Below are 19030 nucleotides of genomic sequence, written 5' to 3' on the forward strand. Positions count from 1 at the left end.
AAATTAATTTTCACTCCCCAATAACCCTCAAATCCCTTGCATGACTATGGATGAAGCCTGATTCAGTGGCTCCGCTGTCGTCCGCCATGCAAAGCAGACATACTCGTCCATCAGACTGGTCAGCGCAGGGTTTTCAGCCTGCCGGTCATTGATCCAGATATCCATCTCCTTGTCTTTTTTGAACCTGAGGTTGTCGGTCCAGTCATCAAGGCAATTACCCAGCATCAAATCGTACCAGCACAGCCAGACCAGCTTCAGACGCAGCTCGCTACCACCGAACTGGCGGAACAGACTGATGAGCTTATTTGCCAGAGGGCGTTGTTTTAAACGCACGCACTCAGACAGCAAAACCCCCTCCAGCATTGGATGGTGAGCCAGCAGATGCTCCTGGGTAAATAAACTGACACTCAGGTCATCATTAACAGTCAGTGGGGCTGCTGCTCTGCCATAAATAATCCGGTGCAGGCACTGGGGGACAATAGCAATAACCTCTTCCTCTCCCGGAAACTTAAGGCTGCCAACCGTCAGGGTATGATGGTGGTAGATATTCTGGTGACACATACCCGATCTGACCGTCAGCTTCGTAAAATCAGTCAACCAGACCTGATAATATTTATAAAGTTCTTCGTAACGTGGTTTGTAATCTTTCATTGTTCATATTCCTTCTGGCTTTAATGACAGACAGCAGAAAACCTCCGAACGAGTCGGATAGTTATTTTTTTGCCGGGGGGTAGGTCAGAGTGGTGTTATTTACGGGACTGGTTAATGCGTTCCTGAAGCCAGTTTTCTACTTCGCTCTTTAACCAGCGAGAACTGCGCCCCAGTTTGACTGGTTTGGGGAAGTCACCATCTTTAATCAGCTTATAGAACCATTTATCCGTAAGTCCCGTTAGCTTCGTGAGGAACCGCATATCCACCAGTTGGTTATCAAGCAAAGAAATTTGTTCTGTCATAATGCTGTCTTCCATTGTGGGATTATTCTGAGCTGGTGGTTGATTGCTCGTTACTACCAGCCCTTCCACATCAATGGATTGATACGTAAAAAAGTGCAGAACGTAAGTTACAACGTGCGAGGACGCCCCAGTCCACTGGGGGGCGGTACCTCACTGGCTCCGTAGTGATAGTGACCGTGCTTTTGCTCTTCTTTGGCGAGATAGCTGATAATGTAGCGCAGGTTATCAATGGCTTCGGTATCATCGTAGTTCACCGGTCTATCAATACTGACTTCATAAGAGGGTTTGTATTCGCAGCGGTTGTAATAGCCTTCTCGTCGCGTTATTTCCCGCCATATTGTTCCTACTCTCTCAGCTATTGGGTAGGTAGCCTGGTTAAGGTGCCTGTCGAGATAGAACACGATATGGGCATGGCAGCCGTGGTCTACAGAATTCTCTAGTACCCAGAAATACCCAGCCAGATTTGTGTGCTTCATGGTGCGTTCAACCAGCATGCGTACCTCTCGCTCGGTTTCATACCATGAATGACGTTTATAACGCTCTGTACCTTTCTGATAGAACAGGTCGAGTCTGAGTGCCTGTATTCGGGAGTATCGGTTCAGTAGCTGATTCAGGTGGTCATTGAGTAGAGACAGTAGAAACCAGTTCATCGTGTATCTGGAATTGAAAGGGTAAGGTGTGTGCATTGATTTATCCTTTGTCAGGTGGAGTACAAAGGATTGGGATGAGATGTAATTTTTAAGAGAAGCGGAGATATGGCAGATACAGGGAACTGTGTATCCAGGGGATGACAGACAGGGTTAATGATTGGGGGAAGGCGTTGTGAACAGGGTGGTATAGAAACAGGAAGTGCCCCTTAATTATACTAAAAACCCAAATGTTCATATCTGCTGTTGAACGATTCTAATGAGGTGAACAGAGGAGATTCGTAGAGTAAAACCACAGGAATAACGCAGTAATAAGTCAGAGCATTATCACAATAAAATCAGCAGGATATCAGTTAAAAATCAGTCATTCTTCAGGTCTGTGACTAGACTCCACCACACAAAAAGGTACTCATGCTAATCTGTTTTTGGGAGTCAGAAGCAGAGGGAAGAGACGATGTTGCATTACGATATGATCCGCAGCGAGATAATGTACCTAAAAGCGCTGGATAGTTTTTTCAATACAGATCACTCGTTACTGTGCAGTACTTATGATACGCCGGATGATTTTCGACGTTTGATCTCTCAGATACTTGAACGACATTTTCTTGGCGATCAGGACAGAATCAAAGCTGCGCGGAAAACACTTAAAGAATGGGCCGACCTGCAACTGATTGATAAAGATTATTTTGATTGTTTCAAAGGTTCACCAAGAGCATCGTGGTTTGCTCACCATTATATTTTCGAATACCCAGTAAAATCTGCAGGGTTGACACTTGGTGGATTGGGGAATGACGTCGGTTGTTCAGGTGGTTTTAATTCTCTTTTAATGAACGATAATATCCTCACAGAGCTTGATTTCTCTAAATTTAATTTCGACCTGGACGATATTGATTGGGATCTGATAACAAATCCACAGGCTACTGCTTCGAAAAAACCGAAACGTGTTTTCTCCCGATTTTATCTGAACGCGGGAGCAAGTACCGATCTGTACAACCCCACTCCGGTAACTGAGCGTGAACTCATCAATGGTGTGATGAGGTATATTGATGAAGCTCCATGCTCACTTGGAGATAAGATCTCTTATTTCAGAAAACTGCATGAGCGTTGGCTTGAGCAATATGATTTTTTTCTGACAGATTTTGACTGGATGTCACGAGATGATGAAACTCAGTTAGTATATCTCTGGGACTATCTCAAAGGAAAAGGACGAATAGCGGGCTATCTTCGCCCTTATAATACGTCTATGCGTTATGACATGATTATTGCGGCTATAGATGTGTGGAACGTCCAACCTGAAGAGAAGTTGGAGTTTATTGAGAAGATGAAACATGCCTGGCAGGCGGCAAAATCTTATCGGCGATCTGCTAAATAGCATTGTGATCCCAGTGGTTTCTTCGTCTGATTTCTCATTGTGAAGGATTAATATGGCGAGGTATGGAAGTTGGAGCGGTTGCATGCTTACTAGAGTGTCTGCTTCTGGCTCGAAGCGTATAAGCTAACTGAGTTGAAGGTCAGCTGTGAGCGAGGAGCGGACGTTTTGAATCGAAAAATACAATTAATGGCGTAACTCTAGAGGCTGCAGAAGGAATACTAGCATTCTGGTAATGCTGGGTGATAGCCTCTGTATTTGTCAATGCGATTGAGAATTGAGGAATATTAATGAATAGGTGGGAAGATTTCGCTTTTAATGAAATTCACACGCTGATCCGAGCTCTCAACATAACACAGAACAGCCCGCTTAATGTGAATGCTCCGGAACTGAGATACCTTGCCGCGCTTTTTGCCGAAATGTCTTATCACTTGGTACCAGAATGGGAAGTGGATAAGCATAAACGCGCAAAGCTCTACAGAGTCCCGAGTGAAGGCTATCAGATATTGGTCGACCAAGGTATCCGGGGCAGTGAAAATGTTTTCGAAGCTTTCATTGATGCGGAACTACCAAAACCCTTCATTGCGTCATCTGCAGGGATTGTAGTGGTTGGAGTGGTAATCGACGGGATTATGTTCATTGGATTCCGTGGTACGGCACTGCTGTTCGACTGGAAGGTTAACTTACGTGCAGAGCTTGTGCGCGTGGATTCCGCTCACCGCGTAACAAAATATCATTGGTTTGACCATTGCCACATTGAAGATAAAAAAATTATATCTGGTGGATTGCATAGTGGTTTTGCGGAAGAAGCCGTTCGGATAACAAAGCGCATTTTTGACGCAATACCTGAAGCAGACCGTTCATCTATCGAGCATGTTGTACTCGCTGGCCATTCATTGGGCGGAGCCGTAGCGGCAGTATCGAAGTCTCTGATAACACAATGGCCAGCTACGGCGTGTATATTCGGTGCACCAAGGTATGCTGATGCTGGTTTCTATCTGAATTGTTTCGACAATTATCCAATCCAGATACGCCGACTTGGTGATTTAGTACCAACCGTTCCCCCACGTTCATATGGTTTCTGCGACCACCCTAATGAGTTCGCCACCAACGGTGAAGAGTACATAGACACAAGTTTAAATTCATGGCTTGTGAGTGATCTATGCAATTGGACCAGATTTTTGAGTACAAAAACCGCTGCTCATAGCATGGAGAATTATCGCACGGAGATAGGCAAGGCGATAGGATCTCAGTTCGCAGATAAACCTCTGACAAAGGCAGTAAAAATTACGAAAAGGCACATATGACCTATCAACACAGGCTGTTGTTAGCTACTTCCGCTTTTGGTACGAAGCGGACATCTTTCAGCCCTAGACTACACAAAGTCCTTTACGTATTAATCTAAAATTCAAAATAATTTCAGATAGATATCATCTCTGTGAACCCCCCGCCTTCCTGACTGGATCGCGGGGTTTTTAATTTTTCACGCTGAGACTACTGTATGAATAAACCTGACGGCCTTCAGGCCTTTGAACAACCGCTCGCGTCGCTTCCGTGCACGCTTCGCCAGCTTATTCTTGAACGTATCCAGAACCTGACTCACTACGAGCCGGTGATTGGCATCATGGGCAAAAGTGGTGCTGGTAAATCCTCTCTCTGCAACGAACTTTTCCGGGGCGAGGTGTCCCCGGTGAGTGACGTGAACGCCTGTACTCGCGACGTACTGCGCTTCCGGCTGTGCAGCGGTTGTCACAGTCTGGTGATTGTCGATTTACCGGGTGTAGGTGAAAGCGGGCGACGGGATCATGAGTACCGGGCCCTGTACCGTCGAATCCTGCCGGAGCTGGATCTGGTGCTGTGGATCATTAAGGCCGATGATAGGGCACTGACCGTGGACGAGCAGTTGTGGCACGGCGTGATGCAACCTTACAGGCAAAAGGTACAGTTTGTGATTAACCAGGCCGACAAAATCGAACCCTGTTATGAATGGGATACCCTCACCAGCAAACCTTCACCGCACCAACTGGGAAATCTTAAAGCGAAGCAGGCTGCAATTATGGCGATGTTTAAACCGCATCATCCGGTCTGTGTGGTGTCAGCCCGCACTGGCTGGGGCATTGAGGAGATGGTGGCAGCCATGATGCGCTGTCTGCCTGACCGCGCCACCAGCCCGGTAGCGACACAACTGCACGGGAGGCTATGCACAGAGCCGGTAAAGTCGCAAGCCCGTAACGATTTTGGTGAAGCTGTGGGCCGGGTTTTCGATACAGCAGAATCATCTTCGTTCATGCCTGCATCGCTGAAAACGGTGATTCGTAGCGTGCGTGATGCGGTGGTGTCGGTCGCACGGGCCGTCTGGGTCTGGATATTCTTCTGATATCGCAATTTTCTCTGCGAATGATGAACTGGTTGTTAATGATGTGTTGATTGTGGACACGTCCTTTCCACTACGTTTTATCATCAATTAAATCAGGCGAAGTATCATTATCTGTCAGACGAGCGCCCACAAGCCCGTGCTGCTCATAAAAAATAGTTCCGATGTTGTCCATACCCTGTCCATCCCTTCCTTTAAAGTAATCAGCATTAATTCAGAGAGTTAACTTCTCAGGAGAAATCTTTCATGACGTTTCAGGAGCGGCGACATGACCGGCTTGCCGTCAGGTTGTCGTTGATTATCAGCCGCCTGGTGTCCGGTGAAACTCTGTTTATTCGCAAACTGGCAACTGAATTCGGGGTGTCAGAGCGCACGTTACGTCGTGACTTTCGGGAACGTCTGATGTATCTCGACCTGGATTACTACCAGGGGCAGTGCAGTCTGCGCTCAGATATTCACAGTACGCGGCAGGAAATAGATATTCTGACCTTTGCTGACCGCACGGGGTTGGCCGGGGTTTTCCCGGGCTTTGACCGACGACTGGTTAGCAGCCTGCTGGACTGTGATGAGCGACCTTGTCTGGTATGGCATCAGGACAGACCTCATCCCCCGGCAGGAAAGCTCTGCTTCTACAGGCTGGTCAGAGCTATTTCGGGATGTCAGCGCATCACCATTCTGACTGAAGGGGAGCGTCATGAGGCCGTTGCACCTTACCGGCTAATCGCCCTGGATGGTTACTGGTATCTGGTCGCTGAATATAACAGGCAATTACGTGTCTTCCGGTTGGATGAGATTCATCTGGTAAGGCCATCCCGGGAAACATTTATTCGCAGTGAGCTTCTCCATCAGCTGTCGGAGGACAAACATTTTATCTTAGCCTTACCTCATTTCCGTTTTATTCAACAGTCGCTGAATTCATTTTCTCCATCAGAAAGTCGGGGGCAATCCGGACAAACTGATTAGAGATGGTCTCCATAATTAAATGTAAGGTTAATGCAATGAAAAAATTGAACTTATTGTCTTTACTACCAGTCATGTTGTTCCCCTTACTTATCGCAGGTAATGCTCATGCAGCACGTCCTTATAGCGGGTTCCTGCCTGCGGCAGTGAATAATAAGAGTGGGAATATCTTCTGGTGCGATGCTCACCGACAGGTCAGAAAACTGTGTACAGCGACGGAAGTGGATTCAATGGGATGGTTTATTGTTGTTCGCTCGAAACCTTCCAGAGATTGTCCGGGTGGCATATGGGGGTGGATCACTCCCAGTAAAGACGATGTGGCAATAGGGTATACCATTACGCCAGGTAAAGAATTCAATCTGACCATAAAGGATATGTGCAGTCCGGATATGAAAGTAACGTTCCGCCCGAATAAAAAGGACCCTCGTTATGACGATCTCGTCGGGATTTATGCCGGGAAAGAAGCGTTTCGCTACAAACAAATAAAATAATCCAACTGTTTTTTCATTACTTTATTGTTTTAAACAACAAAAGCTTTATTACATGATTTGAGGGCAACATTATGCGACTGCCTTACGTAATAGTTACATTAGCTATGCTGGCTTCTGTATCAACAGCACAGGCTATTCCCAATATGTGGACGAGTGGTTTTGGGATGGGCGTGACCGAATATATCATTACCAGCCCGGATAAGGTGGTGTTTAATCTGAACTGTACTGGCAATCCGGATGCGCAGAATATTCTGCAACACGGTGTTGATCTCACCCTGCCTGATGGAACATCAGTAAGTTCTCATGACGACGGGACGGAAATAACGGTCGTCATGGATAACAGTCAGTATCCGTTACCGTCATCCCTGGGCTGGCGAAACGGTGACAATGCTTGGGTGTCATTTATTGACGCCCTGAGCCAGGCTGCGAATTTTGATGTTTACGTCAACGATAAAAAAGTCGGCACCTTCAGTCCGGGGCTGAAGAATACGCAGAAAGAGCTGTCTGACCTCAGTGAATGCCGGACCACACATTACAGCGATTAGTTACTTACATTTCAGACCTCTCCACCCCACAACATACCAACACCAGATAGCAACAGGCCATGCTCCTTCGGGAACATGGCCTTTTTTGTTTTTATTTGATTATCAGATAAGGAGTTAGCTATGCGATTAGCCAGCCGCTTTGGCCGTATAAATCAGATACGCCGTGACCGACCTTTGACCAACGAAGAGCTGATGAGTCATGTCCCCAGCGTGTTCGGGAGTGACAAGCATGAATCTCGTTCAGACCGTTACACCTACATCCCGACCATCACCATCCTCGAAAGCCTGCAGCGTGAAGGCTTTGAGCCGTTCTTTGCCTGCCAGACAAAGGTCCGTGACCAGAGCAAGCGGGAACACACCAAACACATGCTTCGCCTGCGTCGTGCCGGTCAACTTACCGGGCATCAGGTACCGGAAATCATCCTGCTCAACAGCCATGACGGCTCCTCGAGCTACCAGATGCTGCCGGGACTATTTCGCGGCGTCTGTACCAACGGCCTGGTCTGCGGCCAGTCATTCGGCGAAGTGCGGGTACCGCATAAAGGGAATGTTGTTGAGAAGGTGATTGAAGGGGCTTACGAAGTGCTCGGTGTATTTGACCGGGTGGAGGAGAAGCGCGATGTAATGCAGTCACTGGCACTGCCAGAACCCGCCCGTAACGCCCTGGCGAATGCCGCGCTGAAGTATCGCTTTGGTGAAGACCACCAGCCGGTCACGGTATCGCAGTTGCTGACCCCACGTCGCCGGGAGGACTACAGCGATGACCTGTGGACCGTCTACCAGCGCGTGCAGGAGAACCTGATGAAAGGAGGTCTGTCAGGGCGAACCGCACAGGGGAAAAGCAGCCGCACCCGTGCTGTTACCGGTATTGATGGTGATGTGAAGCTCAATCGTGCCCTGTGGGTAATGGCAGAAAACATGCTCGATTTTTTCGGGCGTTAAACAACAGTTCCGGCATAAGGAGATAGTTTAATGAATACACAAAATCATCAGTTCGCGGAGCATACCGCAATTACTGCCTCGGTGGTCCCTGACGAGCTACGCATCGGCTTCTGGCCGCAGCACTTTGGCTCCATCCCACAATGGATAACCCTTGAACCTCGCATTTTCGCCTGGATGGATCGGCTGTGTGCCGATTACCACGGTGGTATCTGGCGCTTTTCGACACTCAGCAACGGCGGTGCTTTCATGGCTCCTGAGTCAGAGCACGATAAGACGTGGGCATTGTTCAACAGCATGAACGGCAATGGCGCAGAGCTTACCAGTGAAGCTGCAGGGATGGTCGCCTGTCTGATGGCTTACAACCACCATGCCTGTCGCACCGAGTGTGACGCGATGACTGAACACTATTATCTCTTACGCGACTACGCGCTAAACCATCCGGAATGCAGCGCCATTATGCATCTATTCGACTGAGGAATACCTGACATGAATACCGCATTATCCCCGGTGTCAACGCAGCCTGAACTCTTTCCACTGGCGATTATGGCCCCGCATGGTTATTTGCTACCTGCGACCTCCGGATTAACTCCCTATGCCCAACGCACCATTCGCCGCGCTATCAATCTACTGGATAAATATCTGCGTCAGCCCGGCATGTCCTTTACCTTAAGCACGGCTGCCCGTGACTGGCTTCGGTTACAGCTGGCAGGACAAGAACGGGAAGTGTTTATGGTGCTCTATCTCGATAACCAGCACCGTTTACTGGAGAGTGAAACGCTATTTGCCGGTTCGGTTAACCATGTCCAGGTCCATCCCCGTGAGGTGGTGAAGTCAGCGCTTCGCTTCAATGCTGCTGCTGTTGTGCTGGCGCATAACCATTCATCGGGTGATCCGGAGCCCAGCCAATGTGACCGCAACATTACGGGCAGGCTTAAAGAAGCGCTGGTACTGGTTGATGTGAACACTCTCGATCATCTGGTTATCGGTTCAGATGGAATTGTGTCGTTTGCAGAGCGAGGCTGGATATGAGGGCACTTCAATGAAATATACTGACTCAGAGAACGATTCATTTCTCAAGTGGGGTCTGAATCGTAATGTGACACCTTGCTTTGTCGCTCGTCTGGTACAGGAGGGAAACCGGCTGCACTATCTGGCTGACCGGGCCAGTATTACCGGTAAGTTCAGCGAAGCAGAATGTCTTAAGCTGGATGTGGCATTCCCGCATTTTATCAGCCAGATGGAATCGATGCTGACTACTGGTGAAATGAATCCTCGCCATGCCCACTGTGTCACCCTGTACCACAATGGTTTCACCTGCGAAGCCGATACCCTTGGCAGTTGCGGCTACGTATACATCGCCGTTTACCCCACTCATCGTTAACTACTTTCACAAGAGCAAATATGAAAACTCTACCTGCAACAACTCCGCAGGCGGCGACGCTATGTCTGTCGCCCGTAGCAGTGTGGCAAATGCTGCTTGCATGCCTGCTGGAACAACATTATGGCCTGACACTCAACGACACACCATTCAGTGATGAAACGGTAATTCAGGAACATATCGATGCCGGTATAACTTTGGCCGATGCCGTTAACTTTTTGGTAGAAAAGTACGAACTGGTTCGTATCGATCGCAGGGGATTCAACTGGCAGGAACAGTCCCCATATCTGCGGGCAGTCGATATTCTGCGGGCGCGGCAGGCAACTGGTTTATTGAAAAGAAATCGTATTAGCGCGGCACAGTGAACATTGGGAATAACCTTTCTGATTCACACTGCAGCTTTCCTTACTTATTTACTCATTCCAGAAAGCACCTGCCGATACTGGCCGGTGCTTTTGCTTATATGGACGAAATATCATGCAAATTGAAGCTGTAATTTTAACTGGGCACATTATCGCAAGCACAATCCGGGAATGCTGGGCCGTCGTTATTGATGGTTTTGACGCATACTGCGAACAAGCTTATGATCCAGCTTAATTTCTTTTCCTCATGAAGGGACGGCTATGGGCAACAGAATGTGGATGATCCGTGGTGACGGCGGCAAGCTCTATGACGATTTTCGCGATAAGCAAATTGTAGGCATCGGTTGGTCTCAGCTGGCTCCATTAGTCAAACCCGGCCTGTCCCGAGCTCAGTTACTCGCCTTATACCAGGAGGCAGATCCATTAACAAAGCTGGGAACTGCGCGTTCTGGTGCATCGCAGGTCTGGCGTTTTGTGAACGAAATCCAAAAGGGTGATTGGGTTATTACCTATTCGCCTGCCAACCGTACTTATCTGCTAGGTAAAGTTACATCTGATTTCCAGTACCACCCTGAATGGGTGGAAGAGGGGATGGGAATCGCTCGACAGGTAAAATGGAATACTGAAGAAATCGATCGCGATCGATTGTCTGTTGCTACCAAAAACACATTGGGCTCTACGCTGACGGTTTTCCAGCTTCCAGAATATGCTCTAGAAGAGCTTTTGCAGGATAAGAAACCCACTGTAGATGTGATTACACAGAATCCAATTGCGATGGATGAAGATGAGGTCGTTTCTGATCCGCTCCGCGATATGGAAATGCTCGCGTTTGAAGGTATCAAAGATCGCATTAACTCTCTTGACTGGGACGAGATGCAAAATCTGGTTGCCGGAGTTTTACGCAGTATGGGTTATAAAACGCAGATGTCACCTGCGGGAGCCGATCGGGGTAAAGATATCATTGCTTCACCTGATGGATTCGGTTTTGAAAATCCACGTATTATCGTTGAGGTAAAACATCGCAGGGAGCAAATGGGAAGCCAACAGATCCGCAGCTTTATCGGAGGTCGCCATAAAGATGATCGCGGGCTTTATGTCAGTACCGGTGGTTTTACAAAAGATGCTCGATATGAAGCCGACCGTTCGACGATACCACTAACGCTCTGGACGCTTGATGATCTCGTCCGTGCGCTTATTGAGAACTACGAACAAGTTGATATCGAGACTAAACTTTTGGTGCCTCTGAAGAAAACGTTCCTGCCTGCCTGAGTCTTGCTTCGACAGCCATAACAGTGTTCTACTGCTATGGCTTTATACCCACTCGAAATGTCTATTTTTTATACGGATTACAACGTGTGGGTACAAGTGTGGGTATAACTATTTAACCCTGTTTCTAAAAAACATTGATATCAGTCTATTAGGTGTGAAATTCGAGTCCGGCCTTCGCACCATTTAGCATTAACCGTTCATCTATCCTATTTAGTGCCTAAAAAGCATGAATCCCGAACCTGCTACGCCCTCAAATAATCGCGCAATTTAAGCGCATAATCACCCCCGCTGATTCACAGCAAAAATCATCACCGCGCTTTACTCTCCCTCAAAACTCCGCAAGATCCATCAGGCCCACTCCCAGCCACACGGGCATACTCATTCCCCAGAGAGGATGCTATGCCAGTAAACAAAAACCATCACCGCGAGACCTACTGCAAGCGCTTTGACAAGGTGTTCGACTACATCGAACGCCATCTTGATGAAGCGCTGCTGCTGGAGCAACTGAGTGAAGTGGCGCACTTTTCGCCGTACCACTTTCACCGCCAGTTCAGCGCCTGGTGCGGCATGCCGCCGGGGCGTTACATCCAGCTGATGCGGCTCAAGCGGGCGTCGTACCGGCTGGCATTCAATCCGCACGAGAAAATCATTGAGATTGCGCTCGATGCCGGTTTTCAGCATGCCGAATCATTCAGTCGCGCCTTTAAGCAGGTATTTGACGTGACGCCGAGTGAATTTCGTCAGCAGCCGGTTTGGATGACCTGGCATCAGCGCATGCCTCAGCCACCCGTCAAACGGAGAGAGAGTATGTCAGTAGAGATTAAAATGTTTCCCACCACGCCGGTGGCGATGCTCACGCATCACGGCGATCCGCAGCGCATCAACGAAACGGCGGCGCAGTTTATTGCCTGGCGCAAAAGCAGCGGAGCATCGCCGGTGCGCAGCAGCCAGACGTTCGGCGTCGCGCCGCACGATCCGGCCAGCACGCCAGCCGGGGATTTTCAGTATCACCTTTGCGGTTCGGTGACTGCACCGATTAATGAAGACAACGCCTTTGGTGTCGTTAACAGCACCATTCCCGGCGGACGCTGCGCGGTGCTGCGTCATCACGGCTCGCACAGCGCGCTGACCGAGCTGGCACGATCGCTCTACAGCGAATGGCTGCCCGCCAGCGGCGAAGAGCTGCGCGATTTCCCGCTGTTCTTCCACTATCACAACTTCGTGCATGAAGTGGCGGAACACGAATTGCTGACGGATATCTATCTGCCGCTTAAGTGATAAGGGTCCCGGTAGCAATGGCTATCGGGATTTTTATGCAGGATTGCGATACGTATTCACGGCTGGCATTTTTTTCCTCCTGCCTCGCGGCAAGGCATGGCAAAATGCCCTGCGATCCTATCAGCACAGGCGAAGAGGCGACGATGACAGAGCAACTCGAACAGCGTATCTATGAACTGGTGCGGCGCTATGACGGCGTGTATCTGTTCAAGCAGAAAACGCTCACGCCGCAGATTGATATCGACAGCGATCTCAACTTCGAGCGCGACGAAGCCGCCGCGCTGATGGAGGAGTTTTTCAGCGAGTTCGCGGTCGATCGCGCGAATTTCGCTATTGAAACCTACTACCCGGACGAACCGTCGCTGGCGCAAATCCTCAACCCGTTCAATAAACGTGAAGTGCCGGTAGTGCCGGATTTCACGCTGGGCATGCTGATTGCGTCGGCGCAGGCGGGGCGCTGGCTGTTTGAATAATACGGCAGCGCGCCGCTGCGGTTTGGCGGCCTGCGGCTCAGCGCGCCACGTGCACGCCAAATCCGCGCTCGCCTTCCGCAAGATCCTCGCGCAGCGTCAGCGCCGGAATCGCATATTCACCGCCGTTCTGGCGACGGAAGGCAATCGGTTGATCCTGCGCTAAGCGATCCAGTCGTTGCGCCAGCGCGGCGCACCAGTCGGCAAAGCGTTCCTGCGCCGACTTCTGCACGCGATACAGCACCAGCGGTGGTAACACGCTGAAGCCGGGATAGAACAGCATGCCGTGCTGGATCGGAAACAGCAGGTCCTCAATCGGGCCGTTGATGCCGCGCGGCGCGTAGTGCGACTCCCAGCCGCCGGTGGTCACCACCAGCATGGCGCGCTTGCCGGCGAGCGTGCCTTCGCCGTAGCGATCGCCCCAGTGGTGATCGTTGTGCTCGCCGACGCCATAGGCGAAACCGTTGGCATACACGCGGTCAAACCAGCCTTTCATGATCGCCGGCATCGAAAACCACCACAGCGGAAACTGAAAAATCACCGTGTCGGCCCAGCGCAGCTTCTCCTGCTCGGCGGCAATGTCCGTTGCCTGCAGCTGGTTGTCGTAGGCGAAACGCGAATCCAGCGTGGCATCAAAATGTGCGCCCACCGGGGGCGCCAGCGTGTCGGCGGCATCCAGCGGCGCTTTCCACTGCATGGCGTACAGATCTGACACCTGCACCTGATGTCCCGCCTGCTGCAGATGATTCACGGCAAAGTCTTTCAGCGATCCATTCAGCGAGCGCGGTTCTGGATGGGCATACACAATCAAAACATTCATGGCGGTATCCTGTGAGATGAAAACCGCTGCAGGTTAAGCCAGTGCTGGCTATAGTAGAAATCAATTACTAATATCTCAGGTATAGATGGCACGAATATGCACGCGCTGGATTTGAATCTGTTGCAAACCTTAGACGTGCTGCTGGTGGAACAGAACGTGACGCGCGCGGCGCAGCGCCTCAATCTGTCGCAGCCGTCGGTGAGCGCCCAGCTGGCGCGCCTGCGGGTGCTGTTTGACGATCCGTTGCTGTTGCCCGGTCCGCGCGGCATGCTGCCCACCGCCCGCGCCGAGGCCCTGCGCGAGCCGCTGCGTCTGGCGCTGGAAGCGCTGGAGCGCGCGGTGGCACCGCCGGCAGCGTTCGATCCGGCGCGCGCGGAGCTCACCTGGCGCATTGCCGCCACCGATTACATGTCATCGGCACTGATCCTGCCGGCGCTGAAACTCATTCGTGAAGCGGCACCGCGCAGCCGCATGGCGGTGTTTGCACTCAATCCGCCACAGGTGGCGCAGCAACTGGAGAAGGGCGAGCTGGATATAGTGTTTCACACCGGCGACAACGCGCCGCCGACGCTGCATCAGCGCCGCTTGTTCAGCGAGCGCTACGTGCTGGCCGGCCGGCACGATCATCCACAGCTGCAGCAGCCCCTGACGCTGGATCGCTTTTGTCAGCTGGAGTTTGTGATGGTTTCGCCGGATGGCGGCGGCTTTAGTGCAGCCACCGATCGCGCGCTGGCAACGCTCGGCCGCACGCGCCGCGTCGCGCTCTCGGTGCCGCATTTCCTGTTTATGCTCGATACGCTGGCCAACAGTGATTTGGTCGCCGTGCTGCCGGAGCGCCTGGTGCGAAACGCGCCGCAGCTCCGCGTGCTTGCACCGCCGCTGGAGATTGAAGGGTTTGACATCCTGATGCTGTGGCACGAGCGCCTGCATCGCGATCCCGCCCAGCAATGGCTGCGCCAGCAGATTGTCGCGGCGCTATAAACCTGAACTCTCGCCGAATAAGTCGCGGTCTTCATGCCCTCAGGCCTTGTCCGACAAGGCTTGCTCCTGCATTGCTGATGCGATTAGCGCCACCGCTCCACAGCACGCATCATATCAACACGACGAAACACTCGCGTTTTAACGTGCAGGAGAGAAGACCATGCAGATATTTGTCACCGGGGCCACCGGCTGGGTAGGTTCAGCGGTGGTGGAAGAGTTGATCGCGGCGGGCCATCAGGTAACAGGGCTGGCGCGTTCGGCGGAAAAAGCCGTGGCGCTGGCCGTCACTGGCGCACAGGTTATTCGCGGTTCGCTGGAGGATGCTGACGTGCTGCGTGACGCCGCGCAATCCGCAGACGCCATCATTCATACCGCGTTTAACCACGATTTCTCGCGCTTCGTGCAGAACTGCGAGCAGGACCGTCAGGTGATCGAGCTGCTCGGCGAGGCGATTGCCGGATCGGATCGCATGCTGCTGGTGACGTCCGGCCTGTCCGGTATGGCGCGCGGGGCGACGGAGCTGGATCAGCCGCAGCCGGTGTCACCGCGTCAGTCGGAAGCGGCGGCGCAGGCGCTATCACAGCGCGGCGTGCACGTGGCGACAGTGCGGCTGGCGCCGTCGGTACATGGCCTCGGCGACCACGGTTTCGTGCCGATTCTGGTGCGGCTGGCGCGTGAGAGCGGGATTTCCGCCTGGTGCGGCAGCGGTGAGAACTGCTGGTCCGGCGTGCACCGTCGCGATGCGGCGCGCGTCTATCGGCTGGCGCTGGAGCAGGGCGTCACCGAACGCGTTTATCACGCGGTGGCCGATGAGGCGGTGCCGTTCCGCGCAATCGCGGAGACGATTGGACGCCAGCTCGGATTACCCAGCGGCGAGCGCGACCGGGCACACTTTGGCTGGTTCGCCAACATGGCGGCGGGCAACATGGCGGTCTCCAGCCAGCGCACGCGCACGCTGCTGGACTGGTCTGCAACCCGCCCGGACCTGCTGAGCGAGCTCGATACGCCTGCCTATTACACCCATCTCTGATATCACGCTGCCGCTGCGCGCGGCAGTTTTTCTGGATTATATCGATGAAAAATAATGTATTTATCACCTTGCTGCCGGTGACGCTGGCGGTGTTTATCGCTTTTCTCACCATGGGGATGCAGCTGCCGGTGCTGCCGCTGCATCTGCAGCAGAACCTCGGCATGGATACGCTGGCGATCGGCACGGTCATCGGCGCGCAGTTTATCGCATCGCTGCTGACGCGTTCGTGGGCGGGCAACTTCGCCGATATGCGCGGCGCGAAACGCGCGGTGCTGACCGGGCTGTTAGTGGTGGCGAGTTCCGGCGTGATCTATCTGATTTCGCTGCTGTTCATTGATCGGCCTGCCAGCTCGGTGGCCATTCTGCTGCTGGGGCGTGTGGTGCTGGCGCTGGGCGAGAGCCTGCTGGCCACTGGCGCGCTCGGCTGGGGACTCGGGCTGGTGGGGCCGGCCAATGCCGGTAAAGTGATGGCGTGGATCGGTATCGCGATTTACGGCGCCTGGGCGCTGGGTGCGCCGCTGGGCGTGGCGATTTATCACGGCTGGCACTTCACCGGCATCGCCATGGCGATCATCTTGGTACCGCTGCTGCCGCTGATGTTTATCACCCAGGTGCGCGCCGTCGCGCCGACCTCGACCAAACGCACGCCGTTCTACAAAGTCATGGGCGCGGTGTGGCGGCCGGGACTGGGTCTGGCGCTCGCCAGCGTCGGCTTTGGCATGATCACCGCGTTTATCGCGCTGCTGTTTGCGGCCAGGGCCTGGGGCAACGCGTCGCTGGCGTTCACCGCGTTTGGCGTGGCGTTTATCGCGGCGCGCCTGTTCTTTGCCCATCTGCCGGATAAGCTGGGCGGCGCGCGCGTCGCGCTGGTATGCGTGCTGATTGAAGCCTGCGGTCAGCTGCTGATTTGGCGCGCTGATGACGCGACGCTGGTTTATCTCGGCGCGGCGCTGACCGGTTTTGGCTATTCGCTGGCCTTTCCGGCGTTCGGCGTGGAAGCGGTACGCCGTGCGCCGCCGCACACCCGCAGCCTGGCGATGGGGGCTTACGTGGCGTTTCTTGATATCGCGCTGGCAGTCACCAGTCCGCTGGCGGGCGCGCTGGCCGCCCACCGCGGCGTGGCTTCGGTGTATCTCGCTGGCGCGATTGCCGTGGCGCTGGCGATGCTGGTGGCGCTGAGCCTGATGGCGAGTCAGCCACAACCACAGGCAGCGATGGAATAAGACCCGCCGCAAAAAATTCACTTCTCCCGCGCCGCAAAAATCATCACACTAGCCACCTTTACCATTAGGGAGAGATGGCATGAAAAGCCGATTGCTGCTGGCGCTGACGCTGTTCGCCAGCCTGAGCACGCCGTTGTGGGCCGACGAAGGCGTCTCGTTTAGCCATAAAGACTGGGAGCTGGCTTGTGATAATACGCTGACCTGCCGCGCCGCCGGCTACAGCGCCGAAGAGGGCGCGGGCGGATCGGTTCTGCTGACGCGCGCCGGCGGGCCAGACAGCCTGACGCACGGGCGCGTGGTGCTGGCCGATACCGGCGACGATGATGCGCAGCAGGTGAATGCGCTGGCGCTGTGGATTGACGATCGCGCGCTGGGCGAGGTCAGTAAAGCGGAGAACGATGAGTGGACGCTAAGCGACGCGCAGACCCAGGCGCTGATCGCCGCCATCAAAGGCAGCGCCAGAGTGGAGTTTCGCGGTGCGGCCGAGCCGTTTGAGCTCTCCGGCAACGGGGCCTTTGCCACGCTGTTGAAAATGGATGAGGCGCAGGGACGACTGAACACGCCGGGCGCGCTGGTGCGTAAAGGCAACCAGCCGGAAGCCAGCGTACCGGCGGCAATGGCGATGCCGGTGATTCAGCAGGTCCATGTGCTGAAAGCCGCGCCGCGCCCGCTGACGCCAGATGAACTGGCACAGGTCAAGCCAAAGCTGATTGCCTCGCTGACTGACGACGACAGCTGTGACAATCTCGCGCCGTCCGACGATCAGCCAGAAGAGGGCGCAGAACCGCCTACGCTGACGCCGGTAGATACGCAGCACGTGCTGATTGCCGCGCTGTGCTGGCGCGGGGCTTACAACGAAGGCTATGGTTTCTGGCTGCTGGATAACGCGCTGCAGGGCACGCCGCAGCTGATCACCGATTCCGGATCTGATTATCACGACGGCGTGATCAGCGAAGCGCAGAAAGGGCGCGGTATTGGTGACTGCTGGAGCACCGCTGCATGGGTGTGGGATGGCCGCCAGTTTGTCCAGAGCAGCGAGGCCACCACCGGCATGTGTCGTGCCATCCGCGCCGGCGGCGCATGGCAGTTGCCAACGCTGGTCACCGAAGTTAAACCGGCGGGGTAATGTTCAGCGTGCGTCGCCAGGCGGCTGGGGCACTTAATCCGTCACGGATTTTGCCGCGTCCCACACGGCCATGACGTGGGCGATGGCGGTATCGATCTGCGCACCGTTGACGCCGTCGCGCACCAGCACCGACACGCCCAGCAGAAAAGCGTCGAGGGCGATGGCGAGGGCGGCGGCATCGGTGTCGGCGCGCAGTTCGCCGCTGTCGATGCCGCGCTGCACGCAGGCCGTCATGCCTGCCAGTGTGCGGGCGCGTGAGCGCGCCAGCGGCTGGGTGACATCCGCGTGTTCGGCGGAAGGGGCACTCATCACGCCCAGGCCGACCATACATCCCAGCGGATGGCCGGATTCACACTGCATGCTGGCCGAGCGCCGCAGCGCGGTCTCCATTGCGGTGCGGGGCGGCAGGCTGTTATCCCACAGCGGCTCCACCACCTGCGCGTAAGTCGACAGATAACGCTGCACACACTCCTGAAACAGCGCCTGCTTCGAGCCAAAAGCCGCGTAAAAGCTCGGTGCAGAAATACCGCCGGCAATTCCCGCCTTCAGCTGCGTTAACGATGTCGACTCATAGCCGTGCTGCCAGAAAATCTTCATCGCCTGTTCAATGGCCGCATCACGATCGAACGTACGCGGCCGTCCCATAGTGGCCATCTCAATGCTCCGTTAAGCTCAATGGTTAAATACTAATCGATACATAAGTCGTTGACAACAGTCTCGCACGTCAACTAATGTATCGATCAGTATATATTTGTGCTGGCGGGTGACTGATAGCGCATCCGCGGTAGTGTGTTCTTAAGCCGTAACTGGTT

General features: G+C 53.5%; 23 protein-coding genes. 18 read left to right on the forward strand and 5 right to left on the reverse strand.

What is annotated here, in order from left to right:
• Window positions 1-27: 27 nt before the first annotated feature.
• From ERD80_RS04105 to ERD80_RS04115, 3 genes are all read right to left on the reverse strand, one after another.
• Window positions 28-651, reverse strand: coding sequence for a hypothetical protein (locus ERD80_RS04105; RefSeq protein WP_058771415.1), 624 nt, complete (start codon window positions 649-651; stop codon window positions 28-30).
• A 95-nt stretch (window positions 652-746) separates the two neighbouring features.
• Entirely contained in the window at window positions 747-953 is a 207-nt protein-coding gene (locus ERD80_RS04110) for an AlpA family transcriptional regulator (RefSeq protein WP_049243962.1), read from the reverse strand.
• Window positions 954-1060: 107 nt separating this feature from the next.
• The gene (locus ERD80_RS04115; RefSeq protein ID WP_058771416.1) at window positions 1061-1639 is read right to left on the reverse strand and encodes an inovirus-type Gp2 protein; all 579 of its coding nucleotides are present in this window, start codon (window positions 1637-1639) and stop codon (window positions 1061-1063) included.
• A 415-nt stretch (window positions 1640-2054) separates the two neighbouring features.
• Between ERD80_RS04115 and ERD80_RS04120 the strand changes: the two genes are divergently transcribed.
• The 14 genes from ERD80_RS04120 (at window position 2055) to ERD80_RS04185 (ending at window position 13041) form a co-directional block, all read left to right on the forward strand.
• Window positions 2055-2972 (forward strand): hypothetical protein, encoded by a 918-nt coding sequence (locus ERD80_RS04120; RefSeq protein WP_048291789.1) that lies wholly within the window; start codon window positions 2055-2057, stop codon window positions 2970-2972.
• 287 nt (window positions 2973-3259) lie between these two features.
• Complete coding sequence (locus ERD80_RS04125) at window positions 3260-4276, forward strand: hypothetical protein (RefSeq protein WP_048291791.1); 1017 nt, start codon at window positions 3260-3262, stop codon at window positions 4274-4276.
• A 194-nt stretch (window positions 4277-4470) separates the two neighbouring features.
• Window positions 4471-5346 (forward strand): GTPase family protein, encoded by an 876-nt coding sequence (locus ERD80_RS04130; protein WP_048291792.1) that lies wholly within the window; start codon window positions 4471-4473, stop codon window positions 5344-5346.
• Window positions 5347-5589: 243 nt separating this feature from the next.
• On the forward strand, window positions 5590-6306 hold the full coding sequence (locus ERD80_RS04135) for a WYL domain-containing protein (RefSeq protein ID WP_048291793.1): 717 nt from the start codon (window positions 5590-5592) through the stop codon (window positions 6304-6306).
• A gap of 35 nt (window positions 6307-6341) precedes the next feature.
• Window positions 6342-6794, forward strand: coding sequence for a hypothetical protein (locus tag ERD80_RS04140; RefSeq protein ID WP_077258843.1), 453 nt, complete (start codon window positions 6342-6344; stop codon window positions 6792-6794).
• 71 nt (window positions 6795-6865) lie between these two features.
• Complete coding sequence (locus tag ERD80_RS04145) at window positions 6866-7339, forward strand: hypothetical protein (RefSeq protein WP_049017159.1); 474 nt, start codon at window positions 6866-6868, stop codon at window positions 7337-7339.
• A gap of 120 nt (window positions 7340-7459) precedes the next feature.
• Complete coding sequence (locus ERD80_RS04150) at window positions 7460-8281, forward strand: DUF932 domain-containing protein (RefSeq protein WP_049017158.1); 822 nt, start codon at window positions 7460-7462, stop codon at window positions 8279-8281.
• A gap of 30 nt (window positions 8282-8311) precedes the next feature.
• Window positions 8312-8755, forward strand: coding sequence for an antirestriction protein (locus ERD80_RS04155; RefSeq protein WP_058771417.1), 444 nt, complete (start codon window positions 8312-8314; stop codon window positions 8753-8755).
• A 12-nt stretch (window positions 8756-8767) separates the two neighbouring features.
• Window positions 8768-9310, forward strand: coding sequence for a DNA repair protein RadC (gene radC, locus ERD80_RS04160; protein ID WP_049017157.1), 543 nt, complete (start codon window positions 8768-8770; stop codon window positions 9308-9310).
• A gap of 10 nt (window positions 9311-9320) precedes the next feature.
• Window positions 9321-9662: a type IV toxin-antitoxin system YeeU family antitoxin gene (locus ERD80_RS04165; protein WP_049243960.1), complete on the forward strand. Its 342-nt coding sequence runs from the start codon at window positions 9321-9323 to the stop codon at window positions 9660-9662.
• 20 nt (window positions 9663-9682) lie between these two features.
• A complete protein-coding gene (locus ERD80_RS04170) occupies window positions 9683-10024 on the forward strand; it encodes a TA system toxin CbtA family protein (RefSeq protein ID WP_049017155.1) in 342 nt (113 codons plus the stop codon).
• A gap of 258 nt (window positions 10025-10282) precedes the next feature.
• On the forward strand, window positions 10283-11290 hold the full coding sequence (locus ERD80_RS04175; RefSeq protein ID WP_136545850.1) for a restriction endonuclease: 1008 nt from the start codon (window positions 10283-10285) through the stop codon (window positions 11288-11290).
• Between the two features lie 399 nt (window positions 11291-11689).
• Window positions 11690-12568, forward strand: a complete 879-nt coding sequence (locus ERD80_RS04180) for an AraC family transcriptional regulator (protein ID WP_136545852.1) — start codon at window positions 11690-11692, stop codon at window positions 12566-12568.
• A gap of 143 nt (window positions 12569-12711) precedes the next feature.
• A complete protein-coding gene (locus tag ERD80_RS04185; RefSeq protein WP_058757234.1) occupies window positions 12712-13041 on the forward strand; it encodes a DUF1493 family protein in 330 nt (109 codons plus the stop codon).
• 37 nt (window positions 13042-13078) lie between these two features.
• On the opposite strand, the gene ERD80_RS04190 is transcribed toward ERD80_RS04185, so the two are convergent.
• Window positions 13079-13858, reverse strand: coding sequence for an NAD(P)H-dependent oxidoreductase (locus ERD80_RS04190; RefSeq protein WP_136545854.1), 780 nt, complete (start codon window positions 13856-13858; stop codon window positions 13079-13081).
• 96 nt (window positions 13859-13954) lie between these two features.
• Between ERD80_RS04190 and ERD80_RS04195 the strand changes: the two genes are divergently transcribed.
• From ERD80_RS04195 to ERD80_RS04210, 4 genes are all read left to right on the forward strand, one after another.
• Complete coding sequence (locus ERD80_RS04195) at window positions 13955-14839, forward strand: LysR family transcriptional regulator (protein WP_136545856.1); 885 nt, start codon at window positions 13955-13957, stop codon at window positions 14837-14839.
• Window positions 14840-14999: 160 nt separating this feature from the next.
• Window positions 15000-15869, forward strand: a complete 870-nt coding sequence (locus tag ERD80_RS04200; RefSeq protein WP_058776425.1) for an SDR family oxidoreductase — start codon at window positions 15000-15002, stop codon at window positions 15867-15869.
• A 44-nt stretch (window positions 15870-15913) separates the two neighbouring features.
• Window positions 15914-17092 (forward strand): arabinose transporter, encoded by a 1179-nt coding sequence (locus tag ERD80_RS04205; RefSeq protein WP_136545858.1) that lies wholly within the window; start codon window positions 15914-15916, stop codon window positions 17090-17092.
• 79 nt (window positions 17093-17171) lie between these two features.
• On the forward strand, window positions 17172-18218 hold the full coding sequence (locus ERD80_RS04210; RefSeq protein ID WP_136545860.1) for a DUF1176 domain-containing protein: 1047 nt from the start codon (window positions 17172-17174) through the stop codon (window positions 18216-18218).
• 33 nt (window positions 18219-18251) lie between these two features.
• Here the strand turns inward: ERD80_RS04210 and ERD80_RS04215 are convergent, their stop codons facing one another.
• The gene (locus tag ERD80_RS04215) at window positions 18252-18872 is read right to left on the reverse strand and encodes a TetR/AcrR family transcriptional regulator (protein WP_021506748.1); all 621 of its coding nucleotides are present in this window, start codon (window positions 18870-18872) and stop codon (window positions 18252-18254) included.
• Between the last annotated feature and the right edge of the window lie 158 nt (window positions 18873-19030).

This window comes from Pantoea sp. R102, from assembly GCF_004916815.1.
In the GTDB taxonomy this organism is placed as follows: domain Bacteria; phylum Pseudomonadota; class Gammaproteobacteria; order Enterobacterales; family Enterobacteriaceae; genus Pantoea; species Pantoea dispersa.